This window comes from Thermoanaerobacterales bacterium (assembly GCA_030019475.1).
GTDB lineage: Bacteria > Bacillota > Desulfotomaculia > Desulfotomaculales > JASEER01 > JASEER01.
Map to the genome: position 1 here is coordinate 21,869 of JASEER010000010.1, position 17,278 is coordinate 39,146.

Annotated in this window: 12 protein-coding genes and 1 tRNA gene; 9 read left to right on the top strand and 4 right to left on the bottom strand. The window is 61.6% G+C overall.

Translation table 11 applies throughout. The features are described from left to right. Window positions 1–531: 531 nt before the first annotated feature. The 4 genes from QMC81_04240 to QMC81_04255 are packed head-to-tail and all read left to right on the top strand — an operon-like array spanning window position 532 to window position 3,573. A complete protein-coding gene (locus QMC81_04240; GenBank protein MDI6906687.1) occupies window positions 532–885 on the top strand; it encodes a CBS domain-containing protein in 354 nt (117 codons plus the stop codon). Between the two features lie 16 nt (window positions 886–901). Continuing rightward, the gene (locus QMC81_04245) at window positions 902–2,425 is read left to right on the top strand and encodes an ATP-binding protein (protein ID MDI6906688.1); all 1,524 of its coding nucleotides are present in this window, start codon (window positions 902–904) and stop codon (window positions 2,423–2,425) included. Next, on the top strand, window positions 2,415–2,807 hold the full coding sequence (locus QMC81_04250) for a response regulator (protein MDI6906689.1): 393 nt from the start codon (window positions 2,415–2,417) through the stop codon (window positions 2,805–2,807). The genes QMC81_04245 and QMC81_04250 overlap by 11 nt, the downstream gene beginning before the upstream one ends. Further along, the gene (locus QMC81_04255) at window positions 2,791–3,573 is read left to right on the top strand and encodes a TIGR02186 family protein (protein MDI6906690.1); all 783 of its coding nucleotides are present in this window, start codon (window positions 2,791–2,793) and stop codon (window positions 3,571–3,573) included. Before QMC81_04250 ends, QMC81_04255 begins: the two co-directional genes overlap by 17 nt. Here the strand turns inward: QMC81_04255 and QMC81_04260 are convergent, their stop codons facing one another. Then, a complete protein-coding gene (locus QMC81_04260; GenBank protein MDI6906691.1) occupies window positions 3,574–4,923 on the bottom strand; it encodes a sigma-54 dependent transcriptional regulator in 1,350 nt (449 codons plus the stop codon). A gap of 766 nt (window positions 4,924–5,689) precedes the next feature. Between QMC81_04260 and QMC81_04265 the strand changes: the two genes are divergently transcribed. Continuing rightward, window positions 5,690–6,568: a CBS domain-containing protein gene (locus QMC81_04265; protein ID MDI6906692.1), complete on the top strand. Its 879-nt coding sequence runs from the start codon at window positions 5,690–5,692 to the stop codon at window positions 6,566–6,568. 84 nt (window positions 6,569–6,652) lie between these two features. Here the strand turns inward: QMC81_04265 and QMC81_04270 are convergent, their stop codons facing one another. The 3 genes from QMC81_04270 to QMC81_04280 form a co-directional block, all read right to left on the bottom strand. Continuing rightward, window positions 6,653–8,077 carry an ArsB/NhaD family transporter gene (locus tag QMC81_04270; GenBank protein MDI6906693.1) on the bottom strand — a complete coding sequence of 475 codons (1,425 nt, stop codon included), beginning with the start codon at window positions 8,075–8,077 and terminating at the stop codon, window positions 6,653–6,655. A 97-nt stretch (window positions 8,078–8,174) separates the two neighbouring features. Next, entirely contained in the window at window positions 8,175–8,696 is a 522-nt protein-coding gene (locus QMC81_04275; protein MDI6906694.1) for a CBS domain-containing protein, read from the bottom strand. A gap of 111 nt (window positions 8,697–8,807) precedes the next feature. Further along, window positions 8,808–10,322, bottom strand: a complete 1,515-nt coding sequence (locus QMC81_04280; protein ID MDI6906695.1) for an SLC13 family permease — start codon at window positions 10,320–10,322, stop codon at window positions 8,808–8,810. Between the two features lie 882 nt (window positions 10,323–11,204). Here QMC81_04280 and QMC81_04285 point away from each other — a divergent pair. From QMC81_04285 to QMC81_04300, 4 genes are all read left to right on the top strand, one after another. Beyond that, window positions 11,205–11,280 (top strand) — tRNA-Thr (locus QMC81_04285). 124 nt (window positions 11,281–11,404) lie between these two features. After that, window positions 11,405–13,303, top strand: coding sequence for a tetratricopeptide repeat protein (locus tag QMC81_04290; protein ID MDI6906696.1), 1,899 nt, complete (start codon window positions 11,405–11,407; stop codon window positions 13,301–13,303). A 159-nt stretch (window positions 13,304–13,462) separates the two neighbouring features. Further along, complete coding sequence (locus QMC81_04295) at window positions 13,463–15,259, top strand: L-lactate permease (GenBank protein ID MDI6906697.1); 1,797 nt, start codon at window positions 13,463–13,465, stop codon at window positions 15,257–15,259. A 226-nt stretch (window positions 15,260–15,485) separates the two neighbouring features. Next, on the top strand, window positions 15,486–17,231 hold the full coding sequence (locus QMC81_04300; GenBank protein ID MDI6906698.1) for a sigma 54-interacting transcriptional regulator: 1,746 nt from the start codon (window positions 15,486–15,488) through the stop codon (window positions 17,229–17,231). Window positions 17,232–17,278 lie beyond the last annotated feature (47 nt).

Sequence of the window (17,278 nt, forward strand, 5' to 3'; positions counted from 1 at the left end):
GTTAGTCAAACGCCTAACGTATGAGGCCGAGGAGTGTAGTGATGATTTTTCTCGCGCTCACCCCCTTTCAGGGTTGGTATTCGTGGCAATTGGCCAAACAAAAAGGCCGAAACATCTTGCGATGCTCCGGCCTATCGTTGTTCGATTCGGCGGAAAACCTAAAGTGACAAATTTCACATTCACAGTCGCCTCTTACCCCAGCCGACTGATAAAGGACCAACTGTGAACGGCTTCACTATGCTCTTGTTACCTTAAGGATAGTGACGTTACCGAATGAAGTCAAGAGCATTTTTCTCTACTTTGTTAGAATTTTGGATGTCAATATCTGAACAGCCGAAATTCCTAGACTGTCCGTTTTCCGACACTCCGGCAGGTATCGAGGCCCGTCGGCAACAGGATATGGCGAGGCGATGGCAGGTGAAACCGTGTCTTGAAAGGGACGGCCCCGGGGACAACACCGATTGGCACCGGACTTGCTAAAGAGTTAGTCAGGGAAGCCGGCCGCGAGGCCTTTCAAGAGGGGGCAAGACCATGTACGGCCTTACAAGTGAGAAGCTCGTTCGTGACCTGCAGGTCCCGATAGAAGAGTGCCTTAACATAGGAAAGGTTGTCAGTCTGGCCGCTGCGGCCCGAAGATCCAGGATAGGCCGCCCGTCCAAGGCGCGCGAAAGGGTCGCGAACGTGATGCAACCCATCCGCCTGAGCACCATTGAGGGTTCGGCCACGCTGGCCGAGGCGGTCCATGTGATGGTCAGGAATGCTGTCACGATCCTGCCGGTTTTTGAATACGGCCGGTTAACGGGGATTATCCATGCCGGCCGCGTTCTCGAGGAAGCGGCCAGGATTATGGGCGAGGTTGAGGACCAAGCGGTCAGCGGCCGTTAGAAAGGGGGGTGCCTCGTTGCGCCGGCCATTCTTTGGACATAGCTTGAGATTTCAGATCATCGCCCTTGTAACGTTGATTTCGATTGCGCCCCTGGTCCTTGTCTGCTATGACCTTCTTTTTGCCAGCAAGAGCGAGCGCATCCTGCTCAACGACAAGGAAGCGCGCCTTGTAAGTATCGTCAACTTCCTTCACCATCAGGTGGCCCAGGAAATCGAGGGACACCACCCAACCGGCGCCCGGGAGCGCGACAGGATGCTGCAGGAGGGATTCGAACGGGCGGCGGGTACCCTGGCCAAGGACTACCCCGGGGTTCGCCTGGGCCTTTACATGGTGGACAGCAACCAGATCTTCATCAAGGGTTTCCTGCACGAATACCGCGAGTTCACCCCCGCCGAACAGAAACAAAGAGAGGAGCGGGTCAAGCGCGAGGTCTTTGGCGGCATTCAAAAGGTTCTGGATACCCGGGAGGCGGTTTCGCGCGTCGGCCGCACGTGGGATGACCAGTTCCTGGAACGCCTGGTGCCGCTTGATATCGGCGGCAAGACGGTGGCCGTGCTGTGGGCCGAGGAGCGGATGCATCCCATTTTCGCCCAGTCGCAGAATTTCCGGGTTATCACCCGCTACGCCGTGCTGGCTACAATTCTCATTACCGCCACCGGCGCTCTTTTCATCATTATTAATTTGACGAACAGGCTGATGCAGATTAAGAACGGGGTCCTGCAACTGGAGAACGACATCCAGGCCTTCTTGCCGGATATGCCCGGCGAACTCGGACAGATCACGAGGGCCGTCAACAAGATGGCCCAGGGGCTTGCCGAGAAGGAAGCGTTGCTGGAGCAACTCCGCCGCTCCGACTGCCTTACCGCCTTAGGGAGGTTAGTTACCGGGATCGCCCACGAGCTTCGTAATCCCCTGGGCATCCTCAAAGCGACGGTCCAGGTGATGGAGGAGGACTATGCCGAGGACAAGGACATCCAGGATTTTGTGCGCCGGCTGAACCAGCAGATTGACCGGCAAAACTCCATTGTCAACGAACTTCTTGACTTCGGCCGGCCCAGCAAGGGTGCCATGGAACCTCAGAGCGTCAACACTCTGATCGAGAAGGTCCTGCGCTTTACCGCTCCTTTCCTGCGCCAGCGCAAGGTCGAGGTGGAACTCAGCCTGGATCCGGACCAACCGGCGATTAACGGAGATGCCGAAAAGCTGAAGCAGGTTTTCGTCAACGTCATCCTTAACGCCGTGCAGGCCATGCCCGACGGCGGCAGGTTGAGGATCGAAACGTCGCACAGCCGGGAATGGGTGAAGGCCGTCTTCGAGGATACGGGGCAAGGGGTGCCGCCCGACGTCCTGCCTCACATCTTCGAACCTTACGTCACCACCAGGGAACAGGAAGGCGGGCACGGGTTGGGCCTGGCCATTTCGCACCAGATCATAGGCGTCCACGGGGGACGCATGAAAGCCGAGAGTGAGGTCGGGAAAGGGACGAGAATCTTCATATACCTGCCAGCCAGGGGAGGCGACGCAGGCGATGCCGCCTAGGATACTGATTATCGACGATGAGGAAGAGATGTGCTGGGCCCTGGCCCGGGCCATGGGCAAGGAGGGGTACACTGTCACCACGGTCACCAATCCGCGCCAGGGGCTTGAAATGTTCAGGCGGGACGGGGCGGACACCGTGCTGCTGGACCTGGTGATGCCCGAAATGGACGGTCTGACCCTCCTGAGACATATCCGGACCATCGACCATAAGGTGCCGGTGATTATGATCACCGGACACGGTTCGCTGGAGAACGCTCTCGACCTGGTGACCGCCGGGGCTACGGGTTACGTTACCAAGCCCTTTAACGTCAAGGATATTCGGGAAATCGTAAGGCGCCTGTTGCAGGGCAAGGGGGGCAGCGGCTGTGTGGAAGCTGATTAGCCTTGGGATCATTGTATTATGCCTTGTGGTGACGGGGGCCGCGGTTTGCAGCGCCGCGCAGCCCCTCAGCCTGCAGACGGGAAACCCGGACGTCACCGCCGGCATCAGGTTCGAGGGGGCCCTCGTGCCTTTCTGGGGCGACATGCCCGACGGTTGCCAGGTCGTGGTGAAGGCGCGCGGTCCCGTCACCACGCACCCCGTACGGGCGAAGACGGGACTCGATCTTTCGCCGGCCGTCGTGGGCGGGCTGCCTTCCCTCTATCAGATCCTGAGTTCGGTCCCTTTGCAGGACATCGGTGAAGACATCAGGAGGGAGATCGGCATTGATCCGCATTACACGGCCCTCACAGTCGACAGCCGGGTCTTCAATGTCAATGAAACGGACGAAGCGGATGTGCCGGGCGGGCTGCGCGACCTGCGGAGCAGGCAGGCCGTCCGGCAGCTGGTGGCGGACGGCCTCTACGGTCACTTCGAGGGTGCCGTCGAGACCACCGAGAACGGCTTTTCCGGCATCCTGTATGTGCCGGCCGGCGGGCCCCTTAAGGACATTCAACTGACAGCCTACGCCATTAAGGACGGAAAGATAGTCGCCACCGCCGCCGGCAGCCTGGATATCCCGCAGCGGTATTTCACGCGGCCTTTCGGCGAAACCCCGGAAGAACGGATGATCTACCTGGGTATTCTCTTTCTGAGCTTTGTCACGCTCTCCCTTACGGCGCTGGAGTGGCTGCAAAAAGGCAGGACCAGCCCCGCGGCGCGGAAATGATCACTTCAACCCGTACTTCTGCATTTTGAATAGGAGGGTCGTGCGGGCAATACCCAGCTTCTTTGCCGCCCTGCTCCTGTTCCCGCCGCATTCGGCCAGGGCCCTGGCGATCAGTTCCGCCTCCATGTTCTTCAACGTGGACCCCTCGGGCAGGGATGCCGGTACCAGTTTGTTCCGCAGGAGCCCCCCGGCCGGGTGAAACTCGTGCGGCAAATGGTCGGGTCCGATCACCCCGTCGGTGCTTAAGATCACAGCCCGTTCCAGCACGTTTTGCAGTTCACGGACGTTCCCCGGCCAGTCGTAGGCCAGGAGCAGTTCCATCGCCTCTTCGGAGATGCGGCATCCCCGGTTCGCCGGGCAGAACTTCTCCAGGAAATGGGCGGCCAGGAGAGGGATATCCTCGCGGCGCTCCCGCAGGGGCGGGAGATGGATGCGGATGACGTTCAGACGGTAGAAGAGGTCTTCGCGGAACTTCCCCTCTTTGACCGCTTTCTCCAGGTCCTTGTTCGTCGCGGCGACGACCCGGATATTGACGTGCACGGGGGTGGCGCCGCCGAGGCGTTCAAAAGTATGTTCCTGGAGGACGCGCAGCAGCTTGGCCTGCATTGTCGGGGACATCTCCGCGATCTCGTCCAGAAAAATGGTGCCGTTGTCGGCAAGCTCAAAGCGCCCGATGCGGCTGGATGTGGCGCCTGTAAAGGCGCCCTTTTCGTGCCCGAAAAGCTCGCTTTCGAGGAGCTGCTCGGGTATCGCCGCGCAGTTGACCGTGACGAAGGGACCCGACGCCCGCTGGCTGAGGCGGTGGATGGCTACCGCCACCACCTCTTTCCCCGTGCCGCTTTCACCCGTTACCAGCACGGTGGCGTCGGTGGGGGCGACCCGGGTGATGAGGTCGCGGATCTTAACCATGGCCGGGGTCTCGCCGATGATTCCCTGGTGATCTTTCGTCAGCTCGGAGCGCAGGTAGCCCACTTCTTCCTTCAGGCGGTTCAGCTGCAACGCCCGCTGAACCGTGATCTTCAACTGGTGGAGGTCAAACGGCTTGGCCACGTAGCCTATGGCGCCGTTGGCCAGAGCCTCAATGGCCACCTCCAGGGTTCCGTGGCCGGTGATCATAATCACCGGCAGGTCGGGGTCGGTTTCCATGATCTTACGCAGCACTTCCAGCCCATCTATGTCGGGCATCTTGAGGTCCAGCAGGACCAGCGAGGCCCCTTCCTCGGCCAGGATCTCAAGGCCCCTCCGGCCTTTGGTGGCGGTAGTGACCAGGTACCCCTCCTGTCGCATGGCGCGTGAAAGGGCCCAGCACATTTCCTCTTCGTCGTCGATAATCAGTATCCGGGGAATCAAGCAGGAAACCTCCTCCTGGACGGCCAATGTACCTTAGTTCACAAAGAGGAAGGATCTAAAGATACCGGGAGCGGAAGATCGAAGCCCTTAAACTGCCGAAAACAAGCGCAATCACTACAAAATGTGAAAGCCGGCCCGTGCAAATCTTTCGCCGAGGGTATTGACATTAATATATCGCCTTGGTAGCTTTAAAGCAAGGTAAATTACCTTAAGCATTGGTGAAAGTATTCACCATCACTTAGTAATGACAACCCCGGGGTTAACGTGGTACACGGTGATCGTCTCCTGGAACTTGGGGTAGTGACGATCTTCGGCTCAGCTCTAGGAAGGTGAAAGTTGCCGACTTTAACAGAGAAGAGCACGGCCGTAATGAGCCCGCGAGCAAGGGAACGGACGGTGATTGTTGCAGTAAGGTAATGGAAGGTGAGCAGGTTTGCTGGGGGAGTTGACCAGGCGGGAAGAACAGGTGATTCTCTTCATCCGGCAGCTTGGTTGGGGCGAGGTAAAGATTAGAGTCGAAAACGGGCAACCCGTTCTTATCTATGAGGCCATCAGGACCGTACGGCTGGAAGAAGACACGCGGTCCGAGAAACCGCCCAAGGCGGCCCGATCTCGTACAAAACCTTAAGACAGGCCGAATCGAACAACGATAGGCCGGCATTCCCCGTTGGGGGTGCCGGCCTTTTTATATATACCCTTCATTTCAAGCTGAAGATATCTGACCGCGGTTCCTTCTCGCCCCGGGTTGCACCAAGCGCTGGGAGGGATGAACGACGTGCGCCAGAATGCCGAAAAGATGCTGGCCATCCTGCTGGAACACCCGGACGGCCCGCCGACGGCCGAGCAGGTCGAGGCCCGCTACGGGATCAAACGGCAAACCTATTACCACTGGAAGCGCAAGTTAACCAGGGCGGGCCTGGACCTCTTACGGAGGTCCTTGGAGCAGCAGGACCAGCAGGCCGAACTGATCCGCCAAAATGAACTCTTAAAGAAAAAAGTGGAGCGCCTGGAACAGATGAAACTGGGGTGGGAGCTTCGCTTCAAGTGGCTCTGGTGGCAGCTTGAGGCCTACAGGGGAACGGATTTCCAATCCTATCTCCGGACTCTCAAGAGACAATTGCCCCCGGTGACGGGCGGCGAAAGGGATACTGTTCAGCCTGGATTCAGCGTAGAAGACAGGGAGGTGAGCGTGTTGGAGGAAAAGAAGGTCCGGGACATTATGGTCGCCCAGCCGGACAGTTTCATTGTCGGTCCGGAACACACGATGCGCCACGTGGTGGCCAGCTTCGCGCGCTACGGGGGTGACGATTGCCTGGCCCTGGTCGTCAAGGAAGGCCAGGTAATCGGGCTGCTGACGGTGATGGATATCCTCCAGGCTATCCAGCCCCCCTACACCAGGTTCTTCAGCGGTCCCGAGGTCTATTGGGACGGCCTTTTCAGCCAGCGCGTGCGCAACGTCAGCCATCTGAAGGTCTGGGACTTTATGCGGCCCGTTGTCGCCGTCGGCCCCGACGATCCCCTGATGAAGGTGTCCAATATCCTGGCCAAGCACAAAACCGAGATCGTCCCGGTGATGGACGGCGACAAGCTGGTCGGCGTCGTCCGCGTCCAGGACATGTTCAGGACGATCGCCGAGGTGGTCTAAAGGGCGAACAGCCGAACGGCAGGGTCACACAGAGGGGGCCGCCTGTGAATGACGGCCCCCTTCTTTTATGTGCTGACTAACCGGCTAGCGTGTGGCCCGTGCCGCCCGCACCGCCCCGGAGGGCTCATGCTGCGCGGCGATTATCCGCCGGGAGAGGATGCTCAGGAGCAGACCGACGGCGACGGCCAGCGCGAGGACGACCAGAATGGCGGTGGCCGTATGCATATACCACCACAGGAGCAGGTAGCCGGTGCTGATCACGATGGACATCAGCATCAGGGGGAAGGCGATCTTAAAGAAGCTCATAAAGGTGATGGGCTGCCCGCGTTTCTCGGCCATCCCGATGACGACGACGTTGGCCGAAGCGCCGATGATCGTGCCGTTACCGCCCAGGCAGGCCCCCAGCGACAGCGACCACCACAGGAAGTTCAGGGACTCGATGGGGATGTTGCCGATCGCCCCCATGTCCTTGATCAGGGGAATCATGGTGGCCACAAACGGGATATTGTCCACGAAGGCCGAGGCGATGGCGGACACCCAGAGGATGATCATGCCGGTGGGCACGATGGCCCCGCCGGTGGCATCCATGACCCTCTCGGCCAGCATCTTGATGACACCGACCTCCTCCAGGCCGCCGACGATGACGAAGAGCCCGATGAAGAAGAAGATCACCGGCCACTCCACCTGCTGCAGGGGATGCTCCGGTTCCGCCCGGGTGACCAGGAGCAGGAGGCTGGCGCCGGCCAGGGCGATAACGCTGGATTCCATGTGCAGGTACTGGTGCATGAGGAAACCGGCGATGACCAGGCCGATGACGACCAGGCACTTCTTGAGCAGGGGGATATTCCTCAGCTCGGCGCGCTCATCGAAGTCGAAGATGCGCAGCCGCACGTCCTCGCTCACCCGGAGCTTCTTACGGTAAAGAAGCTGCATGATGAAGATGGTCGTGACGTGGACGAGGATGATGACGGACGTCAGGTTGATAACGAAGTCCAGGAACCCGAGGTGGGTGGCGCTGCCGATCATGATGTTCGGCGGGTCGCCAATCAGGGTGGCGGTGCCCCCGATATTGGAAGAGAGGATTTCGGCGATCAAAAAGGGTATGGGGCTTAGCTCCAGCTTACGGGCGATGGCGAAGGTAACGGGCACCACCAGCAGCACGGTCGTAACGTTGTCCAGGAAGGCCGACAGGATGGCGGTCACGCCGGCGAGAGAGGCGAGAATGGCCAGGGGCTGGCCCTTGGCCAGCTTGGCGGCCTTGATGGCCAGGAACTCGAAGACGCCGGTCTCGCGGGTGATGCCGACAATAATCATCATGCCGACCAACAGGCCGATCGTGTTCCAGTCAACCGCTTCCACGGCGGTTTCCGGCGTCAGGATGCCGGCGATGACCAGCACCGAGGCGCCGCAGAAGGCGGCCACGGCACGGTGGATCTTCTCCGAGACGATGATGGCATAGGTTATCAGGAAGATGGCCGTAGCCACAAATACCTGGGTGGATTCTGTCATTTTTTCATCTCCCTCATCTGGATACCCTATGGGGGATCAAGTCCTAATAATATCACAGCCTGCGTTCATCCACAACGGTCACCTTGCGCGTCCACGGTTAGAGAACGGCGTCGGCGACGGCCTTGAAGACCTCGTTCATGCGCACCATGCCAACGATGACCCCGTTTTCCATCACGGGGACCGACCCGATGTTGGCGGTCAGCATCAGGTGAATCGCCTTGAGAAGCGGGGCGTCAGCATCGACCGTGATCAGTTCCAGGGGACGCATGACTTCGGACGCCGGCTTCTGGGCTTCGGCCCGGCTGCGCTGCTCAAAGAACCCCTCCCACGGCACGTCGGGGACGTCGACCTCCCAGGGGAGTCCCCGGGGGAGCTTGTCGGCGTCGAGCAGCTGCGGTTCCACCGCCCTGATCAGGTCGCGGTAGGTGAGCAGCCCGACCAGGCGCCGCTGTCCGTCAAGGACCAGCACCGACCGGTGCCCCGTGTACTCCCCGGTCGGCAATTGCTTAAAGGAAGAGGCGACGGCGGCGACGGCCTCCCTAACGGTTGCATTCTGGGGAACGGTGGCGTACTCCTCGATAGGGATCATAAGGTCGCGAACCTTCTTTTCCTTCGGCACATGAAACCCTCCCCGTTCTGGCGGTACGCTTCCGGGCTGACCACCCGGGTTTGCCAGCCAGACGCGCCACCGGCGCACCTGGCCCGGTCGTACAGATTATTCACGTGGGGCTTACTTAAGCAGGGCGGGCATCCCCATCAGCGGCCAGATCACGAGGATCATAATGGCCAGGATACCCAGCGTAAGGACGGACGGGATGAGCCCGTAGGTGAAGAACTCCCCGGTCGTGAACTGCTTGGACTGGTAGGCGATGGCGTTGGGCGCCGCGCCGATCAGCAGTATATAAGGTACGGATGCCATCGAGGTGGCCGCGAAAAGGATCATCTCCGGGTTGATCCCCAGGTACTTGCTTACCACCAGCGCGATGGGCAGGGTGATGGCGATGGCGGCCACGTTCATAATGAAGTTCGTCAGCATCATCACCAGGAACGAGATAGCCAGGACGAACACCAGCCAGTGGGAGTTCACGAACAGGCTCAGGAAGTTCACGGCCATCCACTCGGCGGCGCCCGTCTTCCAGAGGCAGAACCCGATGCTCATCGCGCCCGCGAAGAGGAGGATGATGTTCCAGGAGATCTTGTGTTCCAAATCCTTCACGTCAAAGAAGCGGAAGAGGAAGAACACCAGTCCGCCGAGGAGAAGGAGGACACTGCGGTTGATACCCGACAGGGCGGGGACAAATTGCTGCACGACCAGCAGGCCCAGGACGATGGCGGTCACGACTGCGACAAAGATCTCCTGCCTGGTGATGGGCCCCATCTGCGCGGCCATGGCCTTAACCTTCTCCCGCACGCCCTCGATACGCGTCTTCTCCGGCCGGAAGAGGAGAATGCAGAGGAGCCATACCATCACGACGAGAACGATACCCAGGGGGAACATATACTTGGAGAACGCCAGGAAGGTCACCGTCTCCCCGGTGAATTCCTGGTACATCCCGACCGCGGCCGGGTTGCGCGCGCCGCCCATCATAGTCATCATGCTGCCGGCGCCGGCCGCCCAGGCCATCCCGATGAAGAGGCCCTTGCCGAAGCGGGTCGGCCTCTCGTCGCTGCCGTAAAGGCTCAGGATGACCATCAGGATGGGGAACATGGCCGCGGCGACGGCGGTGTGGGCCATCGCCCAGGTCATGACCATCGTGATGGCGAAAACACCGAACATTATAACGCGGGTGTCCTCGCCGGCCACCTGGATCATCCTGAAGGCCATACGCTGGGTCAGTCCGGACTTGGAGAAGGCCAGCCCGACGAAGAGCGCGCCCAGGATGAAGAGCACCGAGGGGTCCATAAAATCGTGGAAGGCGTCAGCGGCCGGGCGGATTCCCCACAGCCCCTGGAACACGCCGATGGCAATGGCCGTAACGCCGATCGGTACAACCTCGAAAACCCACCAGATGCCGGCCATCAGGAACAGGCCGATGGCGCGCTGGCCCTGCTGGGTGAGGGCGAATTCCTTTCCGCCCGGATCGACCGCCGGGGCGAAGGGAGGCAGGAAGTAGAAGAGGAAAAAGGCTCCCAGTCCCAGGGCGATGAAAAAGATCCGGCGCCAGTCAATTGTAGTGCTCGGTGCCGTCATCTCCTTCACGCCGGCCAACCTTTTCTGTTCAACCGCAGTAGCATTGCTCGCCAAGGTAATCACCTCTCTCATTAGTTAGACGGGATTGCCGGCCGCCGGGGCGGGGTCGCTCACGCGGGGCCGAAGGTGCGTTTAATGACAATTTCTTTGCGAACGCTATTGCGTCTGTAAGCCTGCTGTGCTATACTACCGGTAACGGCCGTGGTGACAATTTAATCGCACTCCAGCACTTTGCTATAACGCGCCTTATCACAAGGGATCAGTCCGGTACGACAGGCGCTTGGCGAGTTCGTCCTGAAGGCTTCCGCCGCGATGAGTGGGGCTCACGGCGGTGGAACGTCTTCGAGGTTTGAATGCCACCTCTGCCTTTGGATCACCTCCTCGGCCGGTAACCTGTGCCGGGGTTTCCGTGTTGCCGGTTGCGGTAAAGTTTGTGCTCAAAACCTTTGTGCGCAAAACTCCGGCCATACTTAAGTGACATTTATAGCAAGATGGATGCCAGCTATTCTCGGCGATGGGTGTTTTTATTGTTGACACCCGGCGCGGCGCGGTAAAGACCCGCTTTGAATTTGACAGAGCGCTTGGCTGCGGCCGCTTTGAGTGACGGCGTACTGACAGTTACCCGGTATAGTGATTAAAGTTCGACACTTAAAACCTGTTTGTTGGCAGGCTGTGGCGTCCAACAGTACAAGTATTGTGATGACAACCTTTGTGAAATTTAGTACTTTTGGTTGGCTAAAATGTACCACACACCTCCAATGCCGTCAATATAAATCTGTGGTTTGGCGTAAAAAAACGGCCCTGCGGGATACGACCGGCAGGCCGTTTTTGTCCCTACACTCCGTGTCAAAGCCCGGATTTCGGGCGCCGACATTGACATTTGAAGCCCCCTCCGGTATCATAAAATATGTGCCAGGCCGCTGTGTGCCGGGCCGTGCTGGCGTAGCTCAGCCGGTAGAGCAGCGCACTCGTAATGCGCAGGTCGTCGGTTCAAGTCCGACCGCCAGCTCCAGTGAAATCAAGGCCTCCGGGAAATGTCCGGAGGCTTTTTCGTTTGGTTGCGGCCCACGTCACTTTGGATGCCGTTAAGGGGTTATTAAGTAAAGGCACGATCAAACCGGGGGAGGGGAATCGCATTGCGTAGCGGATGCCCTAAAGGATTGAAGGCGTTCCTGGCCATCGCCCTGGCCGGGAGCCTGGTACTCGCCGGTTGCGGCCAAGTGCCTGGGGCGGGGGCCTTGATTACCACGCCCCGGGTTGAGGGGCCGGTTCAACCGCAACCCGGGGCGGCCGTGTACACGCCCGAGGAACTGGCGAACATCGTCCAACCTTTTCTGCCCGAAGGGGCACGGCTGGAGAAGCCCTCCGATATGGACGGCGACCAGCGACTGGATCTACCCGCCGTGCAGGCGGCAGACCTGACCGGGGACGGGCAACCGGAGATCATTGCCGGTTACCGCCCGGGTGCGCCGACCAGTGAGGACGGACCGCAGCCGTCGGCGGGCTCGGTCGGGGCGCTGGTGCTGCGGGCCGACGGTGAGAAGTGGGAGAAGGTCTGGCAGCGGGAGGGCTTCGGTTACGTCCTGGGCCGGCTGCAGGCCATTGATATCACGGGGGACGGCTGCAACGAGTTGCTGGTCGGTGGCGTGATCGGCATTTCGGCGGGCGCCGGCCTCGAGATCCTGTCGTGGGACGGCCGGGGTCTGAAGACCATTGCACGCACCGGGTACCACCGCCTGGACATCGAGGATATGCCGGGGATCTACGGCCGGGACGGGAAGCCGGAGCTGGCTACGTGGTCAAAGGACACCGGCCCGGCGATGATGGTCGAGGTCCGGCGTTGGGACGGGCAGAAACTGGTGCCGGCCGGGGATGTCTACGGGACATACTTCCCGAAGGTGGTCACGTACTATCAAGAGTGGGTCAAGAAGATGCCTGAGGCCGCCTTCCTGTGGTACTACTTGGCCGACGCCCGGGTGAAGGCCGGGGATCCGCAAGGTGCGCTGGAGGCGGTGGATAAGGGCCTGGCCGTGCTTGCGGAATCGGGATACCCGGAGCGCGAGCGCTTCCTGCTCGTCCGGGGGCGGGCGCTGGCCGGCCTGGGACGCCACCGGGACGCCGTTACCGTTTACACCGGTCTCATCGGCCGGTGGGATGGTACGCCGGGCCGCCTGGACCAGGGCGGCCTGGCTCCCGTGCGGCGGATGGCGGCCAAAGCCTACTACGGCCGGGGCGAGGCCTACCTGGCGCTGGGTGATGAGGCCCGGGCGCGCGCCGACTGGGAGCGGGCGCGGGAGCTGGACAAGGACTGGGATAAGCCGGCACGCGCCCTGACGCGCCTGGACCTGGTTGCCTCGGAGCGGCTGATCGGCGACTGGGTGGCACGGAACCTGCCGGGGGGCGGCGGCGACATCGCCGGACGGCTGGCGGCCTGGGCGAAGGCGCAGACCCTGCCCGGCGGCGAAAGGCTGATTGTCCGGGGAGTGACGCCGGAGAACAACTACCCCGGCAAGGGCACCCCTCGGATACTCCTGGTGGACTGGGCGGTATCGAAGGAGCCGACGGCGCCCATGCAGGCGCATGGGGTGTACTGGTCCTGGAACGGCACGCTGCCCTCGCAGGTTGTCTTCTACAGCGTCGACGCCGGCGCGCTCGGGCACGGGCTGGACCAGAGCCGCGCGGTGATGCAGGCGCGGCAGGAGGGGACGAAGGTGGCTGCGTTCTACGACACGGCCTACGGCGGCAGCGGCAGCCCGGTGCCCGTCCTATACCTCTGGAGCCTGCAAAAGGACGGCTGGCGGATCCTCTGGCGTTCCGACGCCGCCTCCGAATGGCGGAGTTTTCACGGTAAGATACGGTTCACCGGTCCCGGTCTGGAGAAGTTCACCCTGGAAAGCGACTCCTGGTACGTGGGTGACGGCAAGGACCAGATCTTCCACGAGGCCAACCCCGGGCCCCACCGGCAGTACCTGGACACCTGGGAACTGAAGGGTGACGGCTATGAGTTGAAGGAGACACGGACCCTTCCTTCGTAAGTTTGGGGTCAAGCACTTAACTTAAAAACTATACTCAAAGGTCTAAACATAAGCCCCGGGGGACACAGGGCGCCCCCGTGGCTTTTCTTTTGGAGCGATGGCACGGTTCTTGCTAAAAAGGTTATGGTGACAACCATAGCCGACGAAGGGGTTTTGACATTGCCGGAGAAACAGTCGACGCAAACCCAAAGAGTTAAGCACAAAAGCAGGGTGGGAACCGTCGGGCGCCTGCGCTGGGCGCCGGCCCTTTTACTCGGGGGGGTTCTCCTCTGGCCCGCGGCCTGGGCGGCGGGGGCGGTCCTTTTCGAGGGGACGCGGACCTGGACGCAGGCCTACGCTCCCGTTGCGGGCAGCGTGGGGTGGTCCTCCCTGGCCGCGGCGCTGCCCATTGTTATCATCTTCGTCTTCCTGGCGGGGTTGCGCCGGCCCGCGCTGACCTCGGCCCTGCTCGGCCTCCTGGCGACCGGCGCGCTGGCCGTTTTGGTCTGGGGCATGCCCGCCCGCCTGGCCGTCAACAGCGCCCTCTTTGGGATGCTGATGGCCGTCTTTCCCATCCTCTGGACGCTGCTGAACGCCGTGTGGATCTTTAACATGCTGGTCGACAGCGGGTACTTCGACGTCCTGAAACGCTCCCTCTACCGCGTGACCCGCGACCGCCGCCTACAGACGCTGTTGATCGGTTTCGGCTTCACCACCCTGCTCGAGGCCATCGCCGCCTTCGGCGCACCGATCGCCATCGTCGCCGGGATGCTGGTCGGTTTCGGGTTTCCTCCGATGCTGGCCGCGGTAATCACGCTCCTTAGCGATACAACCATCGCCTCCTGGGGCACGCAGGGCATGCCGGTGATGGTCCTGAATTCGGTGACCGACCTGGATATCGGTTCCCTGGCGGCCGTCATCGGCCTGCAGACGCCGGTGGCCACCGCCCTCTTCCCGCCGGTCGTCGTCCTGCTGGTGGCGGGTTGGAAGGGGCTCCGGGAGGTATGGCCGGCGGCGGGAGCCATGGGCTTGGCCTACCTGGGGGTCGCCGTGGTCACCGCCTTCTACACCGGGCCGTACATCGTCGGCATCGCCGCCTCCCTGGCGGCCATCGCCACCCTGCTGGCGATCCTGCGCTTCTGGTCACCCCGCACGACCTGGCTTCTGGACGGGGACGGCGAGGATGAGAAGGGCGGGGCGCCGGACGGCGAGGACCTGAATCCGGTCACGGTACTGCGCGCCTGGTCGCCCTACCTCCTGCTGGTCCTGGTGGTCGGCCTGGTGAACAGCACCACGTTGAAGATCTGGCTGGCGCGCCTCTGGACGGTGAGCATCCCCTGGCCGGGCCTGCACAACGCCGTCATGAAAACGGCTCCCGTGACCGCCGGCCCGGAACCCTACGCCGCGGTGTACAGCCAGCCGGTGCTGGCCGTAGGGGGTACCCTGGTCCTGGCCGCCGGCATCCTGGCGGCGCTGACTCTGGGGGTCAGGCCCTCGCGGGCCGCCGTCATCTACGCCTTAACGCTGCGGCAGTTGCTCAAGCCGGGCGGCACGATCGTAATGATCCTGGGCATCGCCTATCTGATGAACTACTCCGGCATGACCTACACCATCGGCCTGGCGTTCGCCTCCACCGGATTCTGGTTTCCGATGGCGACGGTGCTCCTGGGGATGGTCGGCTGCACCCTGGCGGGAAGCGTGGCCGCATCCAACGCCCTCTTCGGCAACCTCGCCGTCGTCGGCGGGCAGCAGCTCGGACTTGATCCCACCTTCGCCGCCGCCACCCTCAGCTCCGGGGGCACGATGGGCAAGGCGGTGGCCTTCCAGGACATTGTTATCGCCACCGCGGCCTTGAAACTGCACAACAAGGAAGGGGAACTCATCCGGCGCGTCTTCTGGATCAGCGTTTTCTTCGCCGTCTTCCTTGGCGCCCTGGCCATGGCTCAGCAGCACTGGCTGCCGGCATTGATCCGGTAATGGAGACGCCCGCGTCCGCCGGCCCGCCCGGCTGATGCAGAAATGCATCAGCCGGGCGGGCCTCTTTGTGCGCGGTCCCCCGCTCAACCGCGACGGACCGGGGCACCCCGGTACCCCGATGCCATTTTCTATCACCCCTGCCGGAAAACAGAAGGCCCCTGTGCCAGGAGATGTGTCGCGTAATATCGAAACAAGATATAAAACCGTATCGGCAGGAGGGGGACGGATGCTCCGTTTCTTCAACGACGACCAGTTTATCGCCCTTATGGACATCCTCAGCCAGGCGGTGATCCTGGTAAACGACGAAGCGGTCGTAGTCGGTATCAACCGGGCCGCGGCCGACCTCTTCAGGCTCGATAAGAACGCCGTGATCGGGCAGCCGGTCGCCGGCCTGGGCATCAGCTCGCCGCTGCCCCGCGTCTTGCGCGAGCGGGTCCGCCTGGAGATGCGCCGGGAGCATCACGGGGAAAAGGTGCTGATCGCCAACCACCTGCCGCTGTTTAAGGAGAACGTCCTGGTGGGGGCGGTCAGTTCTTACGCCGATGTCACCACCGAGGACCAGCTGGAGCAGAGGCTGATTCGCCTGAAGGGTGCGGGGCGCGTCCTTGACGCCATCATGGAGAACTCCTACGACGGCATCTGGGTGATGAACGGCCGGGGCGAGGTCCTGATGGTCAGCAAGTCTTGGGAGAGGTTCAGCGGGATCAGCCGCGAGGAGATGATCGGCAAGTCGGTCTTCGACATCGTCAAGCAAGGCTATCAGACCGATTCCCCCGCTATCCACGCCATCCGGGAGCGCCGCCCGGCCACGATCATGTACCAGACCCGGACGGGGAAGCGCGCCCTGGCCACCTCGGTTCCGGTCTTTGACGAGCACGGCAATATCTGGCGTATTATTTCCAACATTCGTGACGTTACGGAGATGGAGGAGTTGCGGGAGAAGCTCGAAGAGGCCGAGACCACGGCCCGGCGCAGCGAGGAGGAACTCCGCCTCCTGCGGAAGGCCGTGCTCGACATCGGGGAGATGGTCGTGCAGAGCAAGGCCATGCACGAGTTGACCGAACTGGTGGCGCAGATCGCCCGGGCCGACGCCTCGGTCCTGCTCCTCGGGGAGTCGGGCGTGGGGAAGGGCGTCGTCGCCAACCTGATCCACAAGCTCAGCCCGCGCTGCGAGGGCCCTTTCTTGAAGATCAACTGCGGGGCCATTCCCGAACACCTCATTGAATCGGAACTCTTCGGCTACGAAGAGGGCTCCTTCACCGGCGCCCGGAAGAAGGGCAAGCTCGGGATGTTCGAGCTGGCCAACAAGGGCACCCTGTTCCTGGACGAGATCGGGGAGATCCCGCTGGCGCTTCAGCCCAAACTCCTTCAGGCCCTGGAGGACCGCCGGATTATGCGCGTCGGCGGGACGAAGCCGGTGGAGCTGGACGTGCGGGTCATCGCCGCCACCAACCGGGACCTGAAGGAGATGGTCGACCGGGACCTCTTCCGGGCCGACCTCTATTACCGCTTAAACGTCATCCCGGTGACCATCCCGCCTTTGCGGGAACGGCCCGAGGACATCACCCCCCTGGGGCAGTACTTCCTGCGCTACTTCAATGAGAAATACGGCCTGGAGAAGAGGCTTTCGCCGGGAGCGATCAGCGCCCTCAACCGCTACCACTGGCCCGGCAACGTGCGGGAACTGAAGCACGTCATCGAGCGGACGGTGGTGACCACGGCCGGCAACACTATCCACGTAAGGCAGCTGCCCCCGGCCGTTCGCGGGGAGAGCGGCGGGAACAGGCCGCCGGGCCTGCCGTCCCTGAAACAGGCCCGCGAGGAACTGGAGAAAAGGCTCATCACCGAAGCCCTGGCGCGGTACGGGAGCACTCATAAGGCGGCGGCGGCCCTTGGCGTTGCCCAGCCGACCATTGTACGTAAGGCGCAAAAATATAAGATCCGCCCTGGTGATGCAAAATTGCATCATTGATACAAGCAAGTATCACTTTGTCCGATCTGATATCGTTGGGGATGCTC

What these genes read in the sequence shown, in the direction of transcription:
- QMC81_04240 (MDI6906687.1), top strand. Translation starts at nt 532, where the DNA reads ATGTACGGCCTTACAAGTGAGAAGCTCGTTCGTGACCTGCAGGTCCCG.
- QMC81_04300 (MDI6906698.1), top strand. Translation starts at nt 15,486, where the DNA reads ATGCTCCGTTTCTTCAACGACGACCAGTTTATCGCCCTTATGGACATC.
- QMC81_04270 (MDI6906693.1), bottom strand. Translation starts at nt 8,077, where the DNA reads ATGACAGAATCCACCCAGGTATTTGTGGCTACGGCCATCTTCCTGATA.
- QMC81_04265 (MDI6906692.1), top strand. Translation starts at nt 5,690, where the DNA reads ATGAACGACGTGCGCCAGAATGCCGAAAAGATGCTGGCCATCCTGCTG.
- QMC81_04250 (MDI6906689.1), top strand. Translation starts at nt 2,415, where the DNA reads ATGCCGCCTAGGATACTGATTATCGACGATGAGGAAGAGATGTGCTGG.